The organism is Bounagaea algeriensis (genome assembly GCF_054491375.1).
Window position 1 is genome coordinate 2,069,651 of the sequence record NZ_CM137102.1, and the last position, 18,843, is coordinate 2,088,493.

14 protein-coding genes are annotated in these 18,843 nt (G+C 70.3%); 6 read left to right on the plus strand and 8 right to left on the minus strand.

Annotated features, from left to right (window positions below; translation table 11 throughout):
- Nucleotides 1-143 precede the first annotated feature (143 nt).
- The 5 genes from hutH to ACVGV2_RS09350 all read right to left on the minus strand — a co-directional run bounded on the left by hutH (nucleotide 144) and on the right by ACVGV2_RS09350 (nucleotide 6,121).
- A complete protein-coding gene (gene hutH, locus ACVGV2_RS09330) occupies nucleotides 144-1,715 on the minus strand; it encodes a histidine ammonia-lyase (RefSeq protein WP_459165653.1) in 1,572 nt (523 codons plus the stop codon).
- Complete coding sequence (locus ACVGV2_RS09335) at nucleotides 1,712-3,181, minus strand: amino acid permease (protein WP_459165654.1); 1,470 nt, start codon at nucleotides 3,179-3,181, stop codon at nucleotides 1,712-1,714. Before ACVGV2_RS09335 ends, hutH begins: the two co-directional genes overlap by 4 nt.
- A 198-nt stretch (nucleotides 3,182-3,379) precedes the next feature.
- A complete protein-coding gene (locus ACVGV2_RS09340) occupies nucleotides 3,380-4,654 on the minus strand; it encodes a YjiH family protein (protein ID WP_459165936.1) in 1,275 nt (424 codons plus the stop codon).
- Nucleotides 4,655-5,009: 355 nt separating this feature from the next.
- On the minus strand, nucleotides 5,010-5,780 hold the full coding sequence (gene hutC, locus ACVGV2_RS09345) for a histidine utilization repressor (protein ID WP_459165655.1): 771 nt from the start codon (nucleotides 5,778-5,780) through the stop codon (nucleotides 5,010-5,012).
- Nucleotides 5,781-5,929: 149 nt separating this feature from the next.
- On the minus strand, nucleotides 5,930-6,121 hold the full coding sequence (locus ACVGV2_RS09350) for a ferredoxin (RefSeq protein WP_459165656.1): 192 nt from the start codon (nucleotides 6,119-6,121) through the stop codon (nucleotides 5,930-5,932).
- 291 nt (nucleotides 6,122-6,412) lie between these two features.
- Between ACVGV2_RS09350 and ACVGV2_RS09355 the strand changes: the two genes are divergently transcribed.
- Nucleotides 6,413-8,410: a neutral/alkaline ceramidase gene (locus ACVGV2_RS09355; protein ID WP_459165657.1), complete on the plus strand. Its 1,998-nt coding sequence runs from the start codon at nucleotides 6,413-6,415 to the stop codon at nucleotides 8,408-8,410.
- 83 nt (nucleotides 8,411-8,493) lie between these two features.
- Here ACVGV2_RS09355 and ACVGV2_RS09360 read toward each other — a convergent pair whose 3' ends face one another.
- Both ACVGV2_RS09360 and ACVGV2_RS09365 read right to left on the minus strand, forming a co-directional pair.
- Nucleotides 8,494-9,699 carry an AGE family epimerase/isomerase gene (locus ACVGV2_RS09360; protein ID WP_459165937.1) on the minus strand — a complete coding sequence of 402 codons (1,206 nt, stop codon included), beginning with the start codon at nucleotides 9,697-9,699 and terminating at the stop codon, nucleotides 8,494-8,496.
- Between the two features lie 218 nt (nucleotides 9,700-9,917).
- The gene (locus tag ACVGV2_RS09365; RefSeq protein ID WP_459165658.1) at nucleotides 9,918-11,291 is read right to left on the minus strand and encodes a PucR family transcriptional regulator; all 1,374 of its coding nucleotides are present in this window, start codon (nucleotides 11,289-11,291) and stop codon (nucleotides 9,918-9,920) included.
- 120 nt (nucleotides 11,292-11,411) lie between these two features.
- Here ACVGV2_RS09365 and ACVGV2_RS09370 point away from each other — a divergent pair, with 120 nt between their 5' ends.
- The 5 genes from ACVGV2_RS09370 (at nucleotide 11,412) to ACVGV2_RS09390 (ending at nucleotide 17,870) form a co-directional block, all read left to right on the plus strand.
- A complete protein-coding gene (locus ACVGV2_RS09370; protein WP_459165659.1) occupies nucleotides 11,412-12,851 on the plus strand; it encodes a sodium:solute symporter family protein in 1,440 nt (479 codons plus the stop codon).
- 67 nt (nucleotides 12,852-12,918) lie between these two features.
- Complete coding sequence (locus ACVGV2_RS09375; protein ID WP_459165660.1) at nucleotides 12,919-14,568, plus strand: thiamine pyrophosphate-binding protein; 1,650 nt, start codon at nucleotides 12,919-12,921, stop codon at nucleotides 14,566-14,568.
- Nucleotides 14,569-14,604: 36 nt separating this feature from the next.
- A complete protein-coding gene (locus tag ACVGV2_RS09380; protein WP_459165661.1) occupies nucleotides 14,605-16,101 on the plus strand; it encodes a purine-cytosine permease family protein in 1,497 nt (498 codons plus the stop codon).
- 66 nt (nucleotides 16,102-16,167) lie between these two features.
- On the plus strand, nucleotides 16,168-17,178 hold the full coding sequence (locus tag ACVGV2_RS09385; RefSeq protein WP_459165662.1) for an LLM class flavin-dependent oxidoreductase: 1,011 nt from the start codon (nucleotides 16,168-16,170) through the stop codon (nucleotides 17,176-17,178).
- 47 nt (nucleotides 17,179-17,225) lie between these two features.
- Nucleotides 17,226-17,870, plus strand: coding sequence for a TetR/AcrR family transcriptional regulator (locus ACVGV2_RS09390; RefSeq protein ID WP_459165663.1), 645 nt, complete (start codon nucleotides 17,226-17,228; stop codon nucleotides 17,868-17,870).
- A gap of 83 nt (nucleotides 17,871-17,953) precedes the next feature.
- Here ACVGV2_RS09390 and ACVGV2_RS09395 read toward each other — a convergent pair whose 3' ends face one another.
- Entirely contained in the window at nucleotides 17,954-18,787 is an 834-nt protein-coding gene (locus tag ACVGV2_RS09395) for an enoyl-CoA hydratase/isomerase family protein (RefSeq protein ID WP_459165664.1), read from the minus strand.
- Nucleotides 18,788-18,843: the final 56 nt, after the last annotated feature.

The following is an 18,843-nucleotide window of genomic DNA, read 5'->3' on the forward strand; positions in this document are numbered from 1 at the left end:
AGCGGCGAAGATCGCAGCAGCGAGGGCGAAAACCGCCCCGAAGGTGAACTCCGGGTGCTCGCGAGGAGCGAGCACCCGGAGTTCACCGCACGGGACTGTCCCTTCGCTGCACGCTACCGTCTTTTTTGCCGCGCAGGCCGGTCTCAGGCGAGCTCGCCCAGCACCTCTTCCACATCGGACACGAGCGTGCCGGAACGGCACAGCTCGACCGCCGATTCGATCTCCGGTGCCAAGTGGCGGTCCGCGCCGGGCCCTGCGACGAGCTCGCGGACGCGGTCGCGCACCCGACCGGTGGCGGGGGAAGGCTCCAGCGGGGCGCGCATGTCCAGTGCACGCACACCGGTGAGGAGCTCGATGGCGAGCACCCGGGTGAGCCCGTCGACCACCTGGCGGAGCTTGCGCGCGGCCGACCAGCCCATCGAAACGTGGTCCTCCTGCATCGCCGAGGACGGGATCGAATCCACGCTGGACGGTGCGGCCAGGCGCTTGAGTTCGGAGACGATCGCGGCCTGGGTGTACTGCGCGATCATGTGGCCGCTGTCCACACCGGGATCGTCGGCGAGGAACGGGGTGAGCCCGTGGTTGCGCGCGGGGTCGAGGAACCGGTCGGTGCGCCGCTCGCTGATGCTGGCCAGGTCCGCCGCGGAAATGGCGAGGAAGTCCAGCACGTGGCCCACGGGAGCACCGTGGAAGTTGCCGTTGGACTCGACGCGGCCGTCCAGCGTCACCACCGGGTTGTCCACGGCGCTCGCCAGCTCCACCGCCGCCACGGACTCGGCGTGCGCGAGGGTGTCCCGGACCGCACCGGCCACCTGCGGTGCGCACCGCAGCGAGTACGCGTCCTGCACGCGGGTGCAGTCGGGGCCTTTGTGGCTGGCCATGATGCCGGAGTCGGCGAGGATGCGCGCCATGTTCGCCGCCGCGGCCGCCTGCCCGGTGTGCGGGCGCAGCCGTTGCAGGTCCGCGGCGAACACGCGGTCCGTGCCGAGCAGGGCCTCGACGCTGATCGCGGCGGTGATGTCGGCCAGGGAGACGAGCCTGCGCAGGTCGTGGCAGGCCAGCACGAGCTGGCCGAGCATGCCGTCCGTGCCGTTGATCAGTGCGAGGCCTTCCTTCTCGACGAGCTCGACCGGCTCGATCCCCGCAGCCGCCAGCGCCTCGCCGGCCGGCCGGCTCTGGCCTGCGCCGTCCCGCACCGTGCCTTCGCCTTCGAGCGCGAGCGCGACGTGGGCGAGCGGTGCCAGGTCGCCGGAGCAGCCGAGGCTGCCGTACTCGAGCACGACGGGCGTGATCCCGGCGTTGAGCACGTCGGCGTACGTCCGCGCCACGATCGGGCGCACACCGGTGCGTCCGGTGGCCAGCGTCGACAGCCGCAGCAGCATGAGCGCGCGCACGACCTCGCGTTCCACTTCCGGACCCGAACCGGCGGCGTGCGAGCGGATCAGGCTCTTCTGCAGCTGAGCCCGCGACTCCACCGGGATGTGCCGAGTGGCCAGGGCCCCGAAACCTGTCGACACGCCGTAGACGGGTTTGGCGTCGTGGGCCAGCGACTGCACGTGCGCGCTGCTGTCCGCGATCTTCTCCAGCGCCGCGGTGGACAGCTGCACCGGGGCGTCGTGGCGGGCGACGCGCACGACGTCGGCGGCGTCCAGCGGGCCGACGTCGACGGTGACCGGTGTGTCCGTCGAGGTGGCGGGGTTGGCGAAGGTGGTCACGAGCTCTCCGTTTCGTTTCGCGTTGCGGGGTGCTGCCCGGCGCCCGCGGGGATCGTGCCGTGCGGCACGCGCTCCTCGTGCGCGCTGTCGGGCGCGGTTGCTGCGGTGCCGTGCCGATTCCGGAACCGCAGCAGGTAGGTACTCGTCAGCAGCACCAGCCAGACCACGCCGGTGACCAGGGCGATGCGGGTTTCGGCGTAGAAGGCCAGCACGACGATGACGGCGATGATGAAGATGGTGGTGAGGACCTGGCCGTAGGGCCAGAGCGGGACGGGGAAGTGCAGCCGTGCGCGCTGCTGCGAGCTCATGCGGCGGCGGGCGGCGAAGTGCGACAGCAGGATCATCAGCCACACCCAGACCGTGGCGAAGGTCGCCAGCGAGGCGATGATGGTGAAGACCCGCTCGGGGGCGAGGTAGTTGAGCACGACGCCGACCAGCAGCGCCGCGGTCATGATGACGGTGGTCATCCACGGTACGCCGTTGCGGGACACGCGGGTCATGACGGCGGGGGCTTGGCCGCGGTGCGCCATGCCGTAGAGCATGCGGCCGGCGCCGAAGATGTCGCTGTTGATCGCGGACAGGGCGGCGGTGATGACGACGACGTTGAGCACCGCTGCGGCGGAGTTCAGCCCGAGGCCGCTGAAGATCTGCACGAACGGGCTGCCGTCGGCACCGATGCCGTTCCACGGGATGATCGTCATGATCACGCCCAGGGCCAGGACGTAGAACAGGAGCACGCGGATCGGCACGGTGTTCACCGCGCGGGGGATGGTCTTGCGCGGGTTGTCGGCTTCGCCGGCCGTGATGCCGATGATCTCGGTGCCGCCGAAGGCGAACATCACCACGGCGAAGCAGGCGATGAACCCTTCGATGCCGGCGGGGAAGAAACCGCCGTGCGCGGTGAGGTTTCCCAGGCCGGGCTCGATGCTGCCGAGTCCGAGCCCGAAGGCGAGCACCGCGAGTCCGCCCGCGATCATGGCGATGATCGCGGTGACTTTGATCAGCGAGAACCAGAATTCCACTTCGCCGAAGACGCGGACGCTGAGCAGGTTGATCGCCGCGAGCACGGCGAGGGTGGCCAGCACCCAGATCCACCGCGGCACGTCGGGGAACCAGAAGCCCATGTAGACGGCCAGGGCGGTCACGTCGGCGAGGCAGACGATGATCATTTCGAACGTGTATGTCCAGCCCGTGACGAAGCCGGCCAGGGGGCCGAGGTGGCGGGCCGCGTATTCGCCGAACGATCCCGGCACCGGGTCGTCGACCGCCATTTCACCGAGGGCTCGCAGCACGAAGAACACCGCCAACCCGCCGATGAGGTATGCCAGCAGCACCGAGGGGCCGGCCAGGCCGATGGCTTCCGAGGATCCGTAGAACAGACCGGTCCCGATCGCCGAGCCGAGTGCGATGAACCGGATGTGTCGGGCGTTGAGCCCTCGGCTCAGCGCCGGTTTCCCCTTCTGCAAGAAGGCCTCCTGGCTACGACGGCGTTGTCGCGGTGCGGGTGTTGCACGCGTGGTGCGGTCGACCGGCGGGGAGAAAGGTATATTCCTGTACATACAAGTGGCAAGAGCGTGCGTCTCTCGGCTGTCCGCAGACGCATCTCCGGCCCGTCGCGGAGCACCGCGGACCCCGCTCGTTCCGGTGTTCCGGGCTCGCGCGGGTCAGTGCAGCAGCAGCGCCAGCGGGGTCACGAAGACCAGCGTCAGCACCACCCGCTCGAACCAGATCACGATCATCCGCGGTATCGAGATCGGGATCTCGGTGGCCACCACGCACGGCACCTGGGCGGAGAAGAAGATGACCTGCGAGACCGACACGACGGCCACGATGAACTTCGCCGCGGCGCTCGCGTTCACGGCCAGCAGCGCCGGCAGGAACATCTCCGCGATCCCCACCGCCGAGGCCTTGGAGACCACCAGCGGTTCGGGCACCTGCATGATCCACGCGAACGGGTAGAAGAGGTAGCCGAGCCAGTCGAAGACGGGGGTGTACGTCGCTAGCACCAGTCCGAGCAGTCCGATCGACAGGATCGACGGCAGGATCGCCATCGTCATCAGCAGCCCGTCCTTGACCGTGTGCACGACGTTCTTGCCGAGCGAGGGCGCAGCGGCGACCGTTCGCCTGGCTTCGTCCCACGCCTGGGCGAACCGATTGCCCCGGCCTTTCTGCTCCGGTTGGGGAGCGGTGCCCGCGTAGTAGTCATCGCCGATCCGCGACAGCGGCCAGATGCGCACGGTCACCGCCGTCACCAGGAAGGTCACGCCCAGGCTGGTCCAGAAGTACGTGTTCCAACTTCCCATCAGGTCCAGCGTCGTGGCCACGACCACCATGAACGTCGCCGAGACCGTGGAGAAACCGGTCGCGATGATCGCTGCTTCCCGCCCCGAGTACTTGCCCTCCTTGTACACGCGGTTCGTGATCAGCAGCCCGAGCGAGTAACTGCCGACGAACGAGGCCACCGCGTCGATCGCGGACCGGCCCGGTGTCTTCCACACCGGCCGCATGAGGGGGCGGAGCAGCACGCCGAGGAACTCGAGCAGGCCGTAACCGACGAGCAGTGCGAGGAACACCGCGCCGATCGGCACCAGCAGCCCCACCTGGATGACGACCGTGTCGAACAGGAACGGTCCGACGTCCTCCTGGAACAACCACGCGGGTCCGAAGCCGAACACGAGCATGGTGCCCACGCCCAAGCCGATGACCTTGAAAACCGAGAACACCACGGCAACCGCGGAACGGTTCCACGTCCCGGTGATGAACGGGTGGACGGCCCCGGCGAGGATCACCGCGAGCGCGTAGTACGGCAGCACGTCCGGGATCCAGGACTCGAGGGCCGTGACCACGTGGTCGAGCAGGATGGAGCTCTTCCCGCCGATCTCCAGCGGCACGAAGAAGACGAATGCGCCCACCAGGCTGTAGACGAAGAACTTCCACATCGAAACGCCCGCGCGCGCTTCGGGGTTCGCTCCCTCGCCGCGCTGCTGCTCTGCCGCCATGTGCGATGCCTCCGTGCGCCGTGGTGGTTCTCGTGCTCGCCGGTTTCCCGCCGTCGCCGGTTTCCCGCCGTCGCAGCTGTGCTCGGCGTGCGGATCTCGGGTGCGTTCCGGGGACGCCAGGGTCACCTCGGACGGGTGGCAGGGCTTTCCCGGCTGCGACGGCGTTGCGGTGGTGCGGGCGTTGCGGTGGGCACGTGTGGTGCGGCCGACCGACTGGAGGGAAGGTATATGCCTGTACATACAAGTGGCAAGAGCATGGAGAGCTCAGTTGTCCGCAGGCGCGCATCCGCGCCCGTCAAGGAGACTCGAAAGCTCCTTCGAGGCGGTACCGCGAGCCGGGGTGCAGCAGTCGCGTCGCGCTCACCAGCTGCTGCTGCGACCAGGTGCGCCGGTGGATCAGCAGGCACGGTTCCGCGGGACCCACGTGGAGCAGTTCGCACTCCTCGGCGGTGCCCAGCACCGCTTCCACCACGTGTTCGCCCGCTGTGAGCGGAGCGACCGCGGAGAGGTAGTCGTTCGGCGTCTGCCGCGCGAAGTCCTGGTCCAGATAACCGGGAATCACCCCCGGGTGGACGTGGCGGTCCTCCAGCTGGATGGGCACCTCGTCCTCGAAATGCACCATGCGCGAATGGAAGATCACGTTGTCCGCTGCCAGGCCGAACAGGTGGCGCGTGCGCGGATCGGCCTGCTCCGCCTGCAGCTGGACCACCGCGGTGCGCGGCTCGTGCCCGCGGGAACGGACCTCGTCGGCGATGTTGTGCACTTCGAACAGAGCGGAACTTCCCTTGCGGTCGGCCACGAACGTGCCCACCCCGCGGACCCGCGTGATCAGGCCTTCCGCGCTGAGCTCGCGGAGCGCGCGGTTGACCGTCATCCGCGACAACCCCAACGAGTCGACCAGTTGGCTCTCGGACGGGAGCAGTTCCCCCTCGGGCCAGCGCCCCGTCAGCAGCTGCTCCGAAATCAGATCCTTCAACCGCTGGTAGGCCGGTCCGGAATCCGCACGGTATTCGCGGAAACGTCGGGCAATGTCTACCGGATCGATCGACACCGAGGCCACCGCCATCTCCATTCACCGTGCTGAGCGGACCATCCGGCAGTCTATCGAGCACCCGCGCGCGCTCGGCTCGGTGGATGGCGGCCTCCGGAGCCGCGGAAGACCCGGCCGCGGACGGCGAGCCACCGGCTCGGGTGATGACCCGCGCACCTCGCGGGTCAGTCGATGCGCAGCGCCTGCACGGGGCAGAGTTCCACGCCCTGCTCCGCCGCGTCTTCCTTGCCGGCGGGGACTTCTTTGCCCTCGCCGATGTCGCTGTAGCCGTCCTCGTCGAGGGTGAACAGCTCCGGGTCGACGATGTTGCACTGGCCGCGGGCATCGCACAGGTCGTTGTCCACGCTGACTCGCATGAGTGATCACCTTTCGCCGGTGCGGTTGCCGCTGCCGGTCGGACGCCCTCCGGCAGCGGCGGTGGGCGAGCACCGTCGACGGTAGCGCGCACCATAACGCCGGAGACGGGGGCGTGTCGCGTTCCCGGACCCGGCGCGCTCCTGCGCGGACCGCGAAGTTGCCGCGCACCGCGTCAGCGGAATCCTCGTCGGAATCCCCGCCGGAACTCCTTGGCGCGGCGCGGTCGCCACGCGTAATCTCTCGCCGCCCACGAACGCGAATACAGTTCACATAGTGAGGGGTGCGAGCGCATGCCGGTTGCCAGGAGACGGGTGCTCACCGCAGCGGCGACCGCATCGCTGGCGGCCTCCGCCCTCGGGGGCGGTGGAGCCGCCGCAGCCGGTCGGGAGGAGGCGGACTACCTGGTCGGCCGGGGCGTGGCCGATGTGACCGGCCCGGCCGCCGAGAACGGCATGATGGGCTACTCGACGCCCCAGCAGCAGACCGCGGGGATCCACCTGCGCACGCTGGCGCGAGCGTTCGTCGTCGACGACGGCGCGCGGCGCATCGCCTTCGTCATCGCCGAGCTGGGCGCGCTGTTCCAGTCGGTGCACCAAGAAGTCCTGCGCCGGCTCGAGCGCTCCCACGGCGGCCGTTACACCGAGCAGAACGTGCTGCTTAACGCCACGCACACGCACGCCGCCTGCGGCGGCGACTCGCACTACGCCGCCTACGACCTGGCCACGTTCGGATTCCAGGAGCGGACGTTCACCGCGGTGGTGGACGGCATCACCGAAGCGATCGACCGGGCCCACGACGACCTCGAACCGGGCACCATCGCCCTGGGGCGCGCCGAGCTGACCGACGCGAGCGTGAACCGCTCGCGCAGCGCCTTCGACCGCAATCCGCAGCAGGACAAGGACCACTTCCCGCAGGCCATCGATCCCGCGGTGACCGTGCTGCGGTTCCGCCGGGGCGGGCGCGACATCGGTGCGATCAGCTGGTTCGCCACCCACGGCACCTCGATGACCAACACCAACCACCTGATCAGCTCGGACAACAAGGGCTACGCCGCCCACGCCTGGGAACGCGACGCGGACGGGTTCGTGGCCTGCTTCGCGCAGACCAACGCCGGGGACATGTCGCCGAACCTGAACCTGCGACCCGGATCGGGCCCCACGGAGGACGAGTTCGCCAACACGCGCATCATCGGCGAACGCCAGCTGCGCGCGGCGAAGCGCGCCTTCGCCGCCGCGCGGCCGGTCGTCGGTCCGATCGAGCACCGGACGTGCTATGTGGATCTCTCCGAAGTCACTGTGGACGGTCGATATACCCCGGACGGCGAGCAGCACCGCACCACCACCGCGGCCATCGGCGTGTCCATGCTGGCGGGCAGCACCGAGGACGGTCCCGGCATCCCGGTCGGCGAGGGCGTGCGCAACCCGCTGGTGGAGTGGCTCGGTGGCGCCGATGCGCCGATCCCGCAGCAGTTGGCCGACGAGCAGGCGCCCAAACCCGTGGCGGTTCCCTTCGGAGCGATGCGGCCCCACCCGTGGTGCCCAGAGGTGCTGCCGTTGCAGCTGGTCCGCATCGGTGAGCTGTACCTGGTCGCCGGGGGCGCGGAGTTCACCGTCGTGGCCGGCCTGCGCATCCGCCGCGCGGTGGCCGCCGAACTGGGCGTGCCGCTGGAGAACGTGCTGGTGCAGGGCTACGCCAACGCCTACAGCCAGTACGTCACCACCCCGGAGGAATACGACTCCCAGCAGTACGAAGGAGCCTCGACCTTGTTCGGCCGGTACACGCAACCGGCCTACCAGCAGGAGTTCGTCCGCCTGGCCGCGGCGATGCGGACCGGCGGGCAACTCCCGCTCGGACCGATCCCGCCGGACATGAGCGGTACGCTGCCGGACCTCCAGCCCGACGTGGTCGCAGACGTCGCACCACCGGGACGGTCGTTCGGCGATGTGCTCACCCAACCGGCGCCGGGCCATCGCCGCGGCCAGCAGGTCACGGCGGTGTTCGCGACCGGCCACCCGAAGAACGACGTGCACCGGGGCGGCACCTTCGCCGAGATCCAGCGACTGCGCCGCGGCCGGTGGGAGACCGTCGCCGACGATCGGGACTGGTCCACCAAGTACCACTGGGAACGCAGTGGCGCGGCGGCCTCGACGGCGCGGATCACGTGGGACGTCCCGGCCGCCGCGCCCGGTGGCCGCTACCGGGTGGTCCACCACGGCGACTGGAAGGACGCCGCGAGCGGTGCCGTCACCGGGTTCACCGCGACCAGCCGGGCGTTCCTCGTGTCCTGAGCACTGCTCTGCTGCTCACCGGCGGGCGAGTCCACACCGGAACGCGGCGTCCGGGCCGCACGAGTGGCGGTGCTCCACGAACCTCACGCACGCGCGTCGCGCAGGTCCGGCACGCTCAGGGCCGCAGCCGGCGCGAGCGGGAGCTCGGGCAGCAGCGCCGCGTGGTACGCGTGGTAGGCGTCCGGCTTGCCCGGCCACACCGTTGCCGAGGGTGAACCGTCGGGCGCGATCTCGTGCAGCCAGCTGCCCGCCCCGCGGTCGATGTGGTGGTTCTCGGCGTAGTCCCAGAACGACCGGTACCAGCGCTCGTGCTCCGCCTCACCTGTGCGGTGGTGCAGCGCGGCGGCGGCCATGATCGCCTCGGCGATGACCCAGTGCATGCGTTCGGTGACCTGGGGTCGGTCCTGCCAGTCGAGCGTGTAGACGAAGCCCGGATGGCCGTCGACGTTCCAGCCCCGCCGGACGGCGGAGTCGAAGAGGTTCCGCGCATCGGCAAGCAGCCAGTCCGGTGCCTGCGTTCCGAGCGAGGCCTCGAGGTGCAGCAACAACCGCGCCCATTCCATCCAGTGGCCGACCGTCGCCCCGTGCGGGCGGAAGGGATGTGCCGGCTGGTCGCGGTTGTAGTCCGCGATCGGCTTCCAGTCCGCGGTGAAGTGCTCCGGCAACCGCCAGTCGTAGGAAGCGGCGACCTCGTTGATCAGGAACTCGGCGATGCCCAACGCCCGCCGGTGCCAGGAGCTGTCGCCGGTGACGTCACCGGCGGTGAGGAACGCCTCGACGAGGTGCATGTTGCTGTTGGCGCCGCGGTAGTCCTCGGTGACCTGCCACTGCCGGTCCCAGCTCTCCCGCGCGAGACCGACCTGCTCGTCCCAGAACCAGGTGTCGACGACGTCGAGCGCCTCGGACAGCAGTTCCGCGGCGCCGGGGCGGCCGGCAGCGGTGGCGCTGCCGGCGCCGAGCACCACGAAGGCGTGCTCGTAGGCGGCCTTCGCGGAATCTTCCGCGCTGGAGTACCACCCGCCGGCCTCGTCGTCGCGCAGCAGGCCGCGGAACGCGGCGAGCCCGTGGTCGACGAGCTCCGCGGTCCCCGGGGTGCCGAGCAGGTGTGCCAAGCTGAACACGTGCGTCATCCGGCCGGTGAGCCACGTCGCCACCGGTCGGTCGGGATCCAGCCGTCCCGCGCGGTCGAGCCAGCCGAACCCGCCCCCGGGGGCGCGGGAAGCGGCGGCGAACTCGGTGATCCGCGCGCGTTCGGCCGCCAACCGCTCGCGATGGGCAGCGGAGTCCATTTCGGTCAAGGAAGGTTCTCCTCGCGGTTTCGGGTGTTCTGGTGCGGCGCGAGGCAGGTCTGCTCGGGCGGCCCGAGGTGGGGATCGAATCCGCGGGGCTTCGATCGCCGCGTTTCGTTCTCGCCTTGCACCGCACAGCCGCACTGTAGCTGGGCCGGGAACGCCGATCCGGCGGCGCTCTCGACTCCGGCGCGGTTCCGCTGAGCACATCGGCGTGTTCAGGTCGCGTGCCACTGCAGCGCGAACCACAGTTCCATGCGCACCTGCGGATCGGCGAGGTCCACGGCGAGCTGCCGTTCGGCCCTGCCGATGCGGTGTCGCACGCTGTTGCGGTGCAGTCCCAGCGCGCCCGCCGTGCGGTCCCAGTTGCCGTGCTGAGCCAGCCAGGTGCGCAGCGTTCCGAGCAGCTGCGGATGTCCGTCGAGCGGTGCGAGCACTTCGCTCGCGAACGCTCGTGCGGCCTCGGGCCGCACGGCGGAGGCGAAGCCGGTGTCGGCGCGCTCGGCGTGCAACGACCGCCCCACCGAGCGCGCGCGGTCGAGCAGCTGCCGCGCCTGCCGCGCCGCATCCGCCAGTTCGCCCGCGGCGTGCGCCTTGCTGACCGCGATCAAGCCGTCCACGCGGGACACGTCGATGTCGGTGTCCACGATCGCGGTGCGCCCGTCGTCACCGACCAGCGGCGTGGCCAGCCCGTCCAAGCGCGCACCGGCGTCGGCGGCGACCACCCGGTACTGCCCGCCGGGGCGGCCGAACACGGCGCCGAGCAACGGTTCGGACGCGCCCGCACCGGACAGCAGCGCCGTGACCAGCGACCCCAGTGACGCGCTCGTCACCTGTCCGGCCACCACGCTGAGCAGCGCGATCCCCACGGCGATCACCGCGCGATCGGTACCGTCGAAACGCCCCGGTTTGCCCGCGGTGAGGATCCGCCTGCCGACCGGCTGCGCCACCACCTGCGTGCCGTCGTCGAGTTCCGTCGCCGCGCTGGCGATGCCGGCGCGCACTCGTTCGGCGAGTTCGTGCACGGCGTCCGGCACCGGCGAGTCCGCCTCGACGATCTCCGCCCACCCTCCGAGGCGGTTGCCGAGTTCGCGCAGCACCTCGGCGCGCGGCGCCGAGCGCGCGGCTGCGGCGGTGAGCGCGCGCTGCGCCTCGGTGAGCCGACGCAGCGAGGCCTGCGCCCGCGTGTTCAGCTCTTCACCGACCGTCCGGCACACCGCGAGGAACGGGGTGCGTTCGGGGATTTCCAACAGCGGCAGTCCGTGCCGGCGGCACGCCTCGGTCAGCGCCGGCGGTACCGCGTCGAAAACGGGGGTGACACCGAAGCCGAGGGCGGTGACGCCAGCGCCGACCAGTCCGCGGACGTAGTCGTCCGTGGACTGCGGATCGGGTGCGAGTTCCACCCCGCAGCACAGCAGCAGCTCGCCCCCGAGCAGGTACGGCACCGGGTCGGTGAGCTCGCTGACGTGCGCCCAGCGCACGGGCCGCTCCAACGCCTCGTCCGGGCCGGCGAGCAGGACCGCGCCCAGGTCGTCGCGGTCGACGAAGACCCGCAGCGGGACCGTGGCCGGGAGGAATTCCGCACTGGTCATTTCATCCAAAGATTAGCGATCCGATGGACAGAACGTCCACTACCGAGCAGTCTGCGGGCTGCTTAGCGTTTCCGGCAAGCGGTGGCGGACGTCACCGCACAGCATCCTCCCGGAGGCGCCATGGCTCTTGATTACCTGGTCATCGGGCTGTACCTGGCCGGCATGCTCGGCATCGGCTGGCGCGGGGCGCGGCTGGCGCGGACGCGCAGCGACTACCTGGTCGCCGGCCGCCGGCTCGGCACCTTCCTGTACTCCGGCACGATGTCGGCGGTGGTGCTCGGCGGTGCGTCCACCATCGGCGGCGTCGGGCTCGGCTACAGCTACGGCATCTCGGGTGCCTGGCTGGTGAGCTCCATCGGACTGGGCATCCTGCTGCTGCACGCGCTGTTCGTGCGCAGGATCGTCCGGCTGAAGGTGTTCACCGTCGCCGAGATGCTCAAGCTGCGCTACGGCGGCGCGGTGGACGTGCTCTCCGGCGTGGTGATGTGGGGCTACACGCTGATGCTGTCGGTGACCTCCATCCTGTCCTTCGCGACCGTCTTCACCGTGCTGTTCGACGTGCCCGCGATCGGCGGCATCGCGATCGGCGGCGGCATCGTGGTCTGCTACTCGGTGCTCGGCGGCATGTGGTCCATCACGCTCACCGACATCGTGCAGTTCCTGATCACCACGGTGGGCGTGTTCTTCCTGCTGCTGCCGATCAGCCTGCTCTCCGCAGGCGGTTTCGACGGGATCGCCGAGCGCGTCGGCCCCGAGTTCTTCGACATCACCAACATCGGTGGCGCCACGATCGTGTCCTACGTGTTCACCTACGTGTTCGGCCTGCTGATCGGCCAGGACATCTGGCAGCGGGTGTTCACCGCGCGCACTCCGCGCATCGCCACTCGCGGCGGGCTGGCCTCCGGGGCGTACTGCGTGCTGTACGCCGTCGCCGGTGCGCTGATCGGTACCGCGGCTCGGGCGGTGTACCCGAACCTGGCCGATCCCGACGTCGCGTTCGCGACGATCGTGGAGGGGATGTTGCCCGCGGGGCTGCGCGGGCTGGTGCTCGTGGCCGCGTTGGCGGCGCTGATGTCCACGGCGAGCGGTGCGCTGATCGCCTGCTCCACGGTGAGCACGAACGACGTCTGGGCCCGGTTGCGCGGCCGGCAGCGTCCGGCGGGGGAGGGCGAGGTCGGCTCGAACCGGTTGGCGACACTGCTGCTCGGGCTGCTCGCGATCGGCATCGCCATGGCGGTCAACGACGTCGTGGCCGCGCTGACGGTCGGCTACAACATCCTCGTCGGTGGCCTGCTCGTCCCGATCCTCGGCGCGCTGGTGTGGAAGCGCGCCACGCGGGCGGGCGCCGGGGCTTCGATGATCGCGGGTTCGGTCGTCGCACTGGGCACGATGGTCACCGAGGGGCTGCTCGCAGAGGAGGCGATCTACTACGGCCTCGGCGCGAGCCTGCTCAGCTACGTGCTGGTGAGCCTGGTGACCACGCGCACCGAACCCGAGGTGCTGGACAACTGGGACGAGCGGCTGACCGGGGAGCCCACCGCGGAGAAGGAGCGCACATGACCTGCCCGACGGCCACGCCGATTACCCCGCCCGACTGCGCGGCGACCGCCGGCGCGCGGGGAAGGAGGTGACCGTGGCTGACCGCACCGGGGCAGACCTGGTCGTCGAGTCCCTGCGCGCCCTCGGGGCGAACACCGTGTTCGGGATCCCCGGCCAGCACGCGCTCGGCCTGTTCGACGCGCTGCGCCGCAGCGGTGATCTGCGGCTGGTCGCCTCGCGCGTGGAGAACAACGCCGCGTTCGCCGCCGACGGGTTCGCCCGCGAAACGGGGGAGGTGGCACCGCTGCTGGTGTCCACGGGGCCCGGTGCGCTGCTCACGCTCGCCTCGCTGCAGGAAGCGCGGTCCTCCTCCGTTCCGCTGCTGGTGATCTCCAGCCAGGTCCCGCGAGCCGGTTTGGGCGGCGGGCGGCACGGCTATCTGCACGAGTTGCCCGACCAGCAGGCCAGCGCGGCGCAGGTCGTGAAGTCCACGCACCTGGTGCGCGATGCCGCGCAGCTGCCGACGGTGCTGCGCGAGGCCTGGCAAACCGCGGCCGAAGCACCTGCCGGCCCGGTGTGGGTGGAAGTCCCGGAGGACGTGCTGCGCGGACCGGCGGTGCTGCCGCCGGTGCGCAGCCTCGCGGTGCAGCGCTCGGAGCTCGCCGCGCAGCCCGAAGCGCTCGCCGAAGCCGCACGGCTGCTGGACGGCGCCGAGAACCCGGTCGTCCTCGCCGGCGGAGGCGTGCTGCGCGCCGGCGCGCAGCAGCAGTTGCGCGCGCTCGCGGAGAAGCTGCGCGCACCCGTGCTGTGCACCTTCGGCGGCAAGGGAGCGTTCGACTGGCAGCACCCGCTCTCCGGGCAGTCCTGGTTGGAGGACCGCCACAGCACCGAGTTCCTCGCCGCCGCCGACGTGCTGCTGGTCGTCGGCTCCGGACTCGGGGAACTGTCCAGCAACTACCACACCCTCCGTCCCCGGGGGACGGTCGTGCAGGTGGAAGCGGACGCGGGCAAGTTGGGTGCCAACCATCCCGTCCTGGGCTTGCACGCCGACGCCGCGGAGGCGCTCGGGCAACTGGCTGCCGCGGTGCGCGCCCGGCCCGCCGACGGTGCGGCGGAAACCGCCGTCGCGGAGCTGCTCGACGGGATCCGCTCCCGGTTGGACGATCAGCGCCTCGAGGTGGAGCGCCGGGTGCTGGAGGACGTGCGGGCCGCGTTGCCCGAGGACGCACCCAGCTGTTGGGACATGACCGTCCTCGGGTACTGGGCGTGGTCGGCCTGGCCGGGGCGGATGCACTCCGCGCAGGGCGCGGGCGGGCTCGGCTACGGCTTTCCCGCCGCGCTCGGCTGCGCGGCGACCGGTGCCCCCGCACTGGCCGTTTCCGGTGACGGTGGGGCGCTCTACGGCATCGCCGAGCTCGCCAGCGCGGTGCAGCACCGGTTGCCGGTGACCTGGTTGATCATCGACGACGGCGGTTACGGCATCCTGCGCGAGTACTCGCAGGGCGCGTTCGGCGAGACCACGGCGACCGAGCTGGCTCGCCCCGACTTCGTGGCGCTCGCGGAGTCGTTCGGGGTCTGCGCGCGGGAAGTGACGGTGCGGACGTTGCGCGACGAGCTGGCGGCCGCGCTCGCCGAACCGGGCCCGAGCGTGGTGCTGCTGCGCCACCGGTTGGAGCTCTTCGCGCCGACCCATCTGGGAGCGCGCAGCGCGAGCCGGGTCGATACCGAGCCGAGCTGAGCCGAGTGCGGCACAAACGGCGCAGCGGGAGGCGACATGGGTGAACGTGCCACCGACATCGAAGTGCACGGCGTCGAACCGATCCCCGAGGCGGAGCGGACCTCGACGCCGTGGCACCTGTTCCGGCTCTCCTTCGGCGGTGCCAACACCTTCGCGACCGTGGTGCTGGGCTCGCTGCCCATCGCCTACGGCCTCGGGTTCCTCGCCGCGCTGACGGCGACCCTCGTCGGGGTGGTGCTCGGCGGGCTGATCCTGGCGCCCATGGCGCTGTTCGGCCCGAAGAACCACACCAACAACGCGGTGTCCTCGGGTGCGCACTTCGGCGTGGTCGGCAGGATCGTCGGGTCCTTCCTGTCCCTGCTCACAGCGGTCGCCTTCTTCTCCATCTCGGTGTGGGTCTCCGGGGACGCGCTCACGGGAGCGGTCCGCCGGCTGTTCGGAGTGGACGGAGGCGACGTGCTGCGCGGGCTCGCCTACGGCGTCATCGCCGTGGCCACCCTGGTGGTGTGCATCTACGGTTACCGGTTGATGCTCGCGGTCAACCGGGTCGCCGTCATCGCGTGCAGCGCGGTGATGCTGCTCGGGTTCTTCGCCTACGCCGGCGATTTCGACCCGACGTTCGCCGGGCACGGCGGGTACGCGGGCGGGCAGTTCTGGCCGACGTGGGGGCTGGCCGTGCTCACCGCCATGGCCAACCCGGTCTCGTTCGGCGCCTTCCTCGGCGACTGGTCCCGCTACATCCCGGACGGCGCGTCGAAACCGAGGGTGCTGGCAGCTCCGCTCGGCGCCCAGCTGGCCACGATGCTGCCGTTCGGGTTCGGCATCGCCACCGCCACGCTGGTCGCCGACCCGGATGACTACATCGCCGGACTGACCGCGGTCTCCCCGCCGTGGTACGCGGTGCCGCTGATCGCGGTCGCGCTGATCGGCGGGCTCTCGACCGGGACCACGGCGCTGTACGGCACGGGCCTGGACTTCAGCTCGATGTTCCCCGCGCTGTCCCGCGTGCGTGCCACCGCGCTGGTCGGCACCTGCGCCGTGGTGTTCATCTTCCTGGGTTCGTTCGTGTTCAACGTGGTAGCCAGCATCAACGCGTTCACCACGCTGATCCTGCTGTGCACCTCGCCCTGGATGGTGATCATGATGCTCGGCTACTGGGTGCGGCGCGGCCACTACCTGCCCGAACACCTGCAGGTGTTCAACCGCGGGCAGCGGGGCGGTACCTACTGGTACGCGCGCGGCGTGAACTGGCGGGCGATGGCGGCGTGGATCCCGGCGACCGCCGTCGGGCTGCTGATGGCGAACACGCCGCTGATCGTCGGGCCGCTGGCGGGCATCGCCGGCGGGGTGGACGTGAGTCTGCCCGCCACCCTCGTCGCCGCCGCGCTGCTGTACCTGGCGATGCTGCAGCTGTTCCCCGAACCCCGCGCGGTGTTCGGTCCGGCCGGTCCGCGGCTGGTGCGCGCGAGCAACCGCCCGGTCGCCGGAATCCGGCCGGTGCGGTCCGCGCCGCGCACGCACGTGCGCGGCTGAACTCCGCCGCGGCAGCGGTTCGACCCGTGTGGAATCCACGGCGTTGCCGCGGGTGTTGCCACCGGTGTGACGACACCGCTGCGCTTTTCGGTCCTGGACCGCTCGCTCGTGCGGCACGGGCGGCCTCCTGCGGAATCGCTGCACCGCACCGTCCGGTTCGCCGCGGAAGCCGAGGCGTTGGGCTACCACCGGTTCTGGGTGGCCGAGCACCACGGAGTTGTCGGGGTGGCCGGTTCGGCTCCGACGGTTCTCGCCGCGGCGGTCGCCTCGGCGACCTCGCGGATCCGGGTGGGCACGGGCGGGGTGATGCTGCCGAACCACCAGCCGCTCGTGGTCGCCGAGCAGGTCGGCGTGCTCGCCTCGCTGCACCCGGGGCGGATCGATCTGGGCCTGGGGCGCTCGCTCGGCTTCACCGCGGCGGTGCGCAGTGCTCTGGGCAGCGGCCGGCAGGACGCGGAGCGCTTCGGAACGCAGCTGGCGGAGCTGCTCGGCTACTTCGCGGGTGGACCGGACGCGCAGGTGCGGGCCGTCCCGGCCGAGGGACTTCGGATGCCGGTGTTCGTGCTGGCGACCGGAGCGGGTGCCGAGCACGCGGCGCAGGCGGGGCTGCCGCTGGTGATCGCCGCCGTGCGCGGTGACGACGCGCTGCGACGCGCCGTCGAGCACTACCGGCGGTGCTTCCGCTCGTCACCGTGGTCCGCGCAGCCCTACGTGGTGCTGTCGCGTTCCGTGGCGGTCGGCGCGAACACCGAGGACGCTCGCCGGTTGCTGGTTCCGGAGGCGTGGTCGACCGCGCATTCGCGCGTGCACGGCGTCTTCCCGCCCTTGCAGCCGGCCGAGGACGTCCTCGCCCGGGAGATGAACCGGTGGGAGCGCGAGCAGTTCGAACGCGCGATGCGCGGTCACGTGTACGGCACCGAGGACGAGGTCGCCGACCAGCTGCAGTCCCTCGTGGACGACACGGGTGCGGACGAGGTGCTGGTCACCACCAGCGGCCAGGACGAGAACGCGCTGTTCGATTCGTATCGTCGGTTGGCGCGGCTGATGCCCGGCCAGGACCACCGAGTGAGTGACTGACTGGTCAGCCAGATCTGTATCCTGGACGGGTTCCGTACCCACGTGAGATGGAAGTCCGCATCATGACCAAGGTGACTCCTCCCGGGCAAGCGGAAGCCGGGATGGGCCTGTCCGAACGCGAGCGCTCGCTGATCAGCAGTGCCTACCGCGTGATCACCCGCCAGGGCGGACACCGGACTTCCCTGCAGGACATCGCGGAGGACGCCGGGGTGAGCAAGGGTCTGCTGCTCTACCACTTCAAGTCCAAGGACGTCGTACTCAGCACGACGATGCGGTGGGCCCTGCTGCGCACGGCGGATCGGATCCGTTCTCGACTGGCGGAGGCAGGGAACGATCCGCATCAGGCCGTGCAGGCGCTCATCGACGCCGTGTTCGTGGGAGCGCAGCAGAACCGGGACTTCTACCTGCTCTACCTGGACCTGGTGGAGCACTCCGCGCGGGCTGCTTCGTTCAGCGGTCTGTCCAAGATGACCAAGGAGATCATCAACGGTCTGTACGAGGAGATCCTGCGCGACGGTGTCAGCCAGGGAGCGTTCGTCATCGACGACATCGCCGACACGGCCACGAAGATGCGCGCCTACATCGACGGGATCTTCCTGACCTGGCTGCAGGAGAAGGACTGGAAGAGCAGCTACGCGCGGTACCGGTCGATGTGCCTGGACGGCTTGTTGCGGCTGTTGGCTGTCGTCTGACCGGCACGCCATCGCGCGCCCGTCCGCAACGCGCACCGGGCCGGGCAACGTCGCCCGACCCGGTCCGGTGCGCGAGGGTGCGGTCAGTTGCCCCAGTCGCCGGGGAACTTCGGAGTCCGCTTTTCCATGTAGGCGTTGACCCCTTCTTCCGCGTCGGCGCAGCCGAGCAGTTCGTTCTGCAGCTGGCGTTCGAACGCGAACGCGCTGTGCAGCGACATCTCGGTGCCTTCGGTCAGTGAGATCTTGGTGAATCCGGCGGCGCGGACCGGTCCGTCGGCGATGGCGCGGGCGTACTTGAACGTCTCGTCGGCGATCGACTCCGCGGAGAAGACCTTGTCGACGAGACCGAGCTCGTGGGCCTTGTGCACGTCGAACGAGCCGCCTTCCAGCATGAGGTCCAGCGCCTTGGACAGGCCCACGGACCGGCCGAGCAGCTGGGTGCCGCCTTCGCCGGGGATCATCCCGAGGTGGATCTCGGGCATGCCGAACTTCTGCGAGCTGTCGGCGGCGAATCGCAGGTCGCAGGCCATCGCGAGCTCCAGGCCGCCGCCCATGCAGTGCCCCTCGATCTGCGCGATGAAAACCTTCGGAATGCTGCGCATCCGCATGATGATCTCTTTGGTGGTCTGGCTGAGCAGGCCGGTGCGGTACGCGGGCTGGTTCTGCAGTTCCTTGATGTCGGCGCCGGCGGAGAAGAACTTCTCCAGCTCGCTTCCGAGGACGACGGCCTTCACGTCGTCGTCCAGCCGGGTCGCGAGCACTGCCCGGTCGAACTCGAGAACCATCTGCAGGTCGTGGCTGTTGGCCGGCGGACGGTTGAGCCGTATGTAGCCCACCCCGTCGACGACATCAGTGGCCACGTAGGTCTGGTCCAACTCCTCGAGCGTCGTGCCTGCGGGCGACGGTGCCTGTGTCATCGGCGGTTACTCCTTGTCGGATAGCAGCCAGTGCGCAGTCCCTCGGTACTGACTGT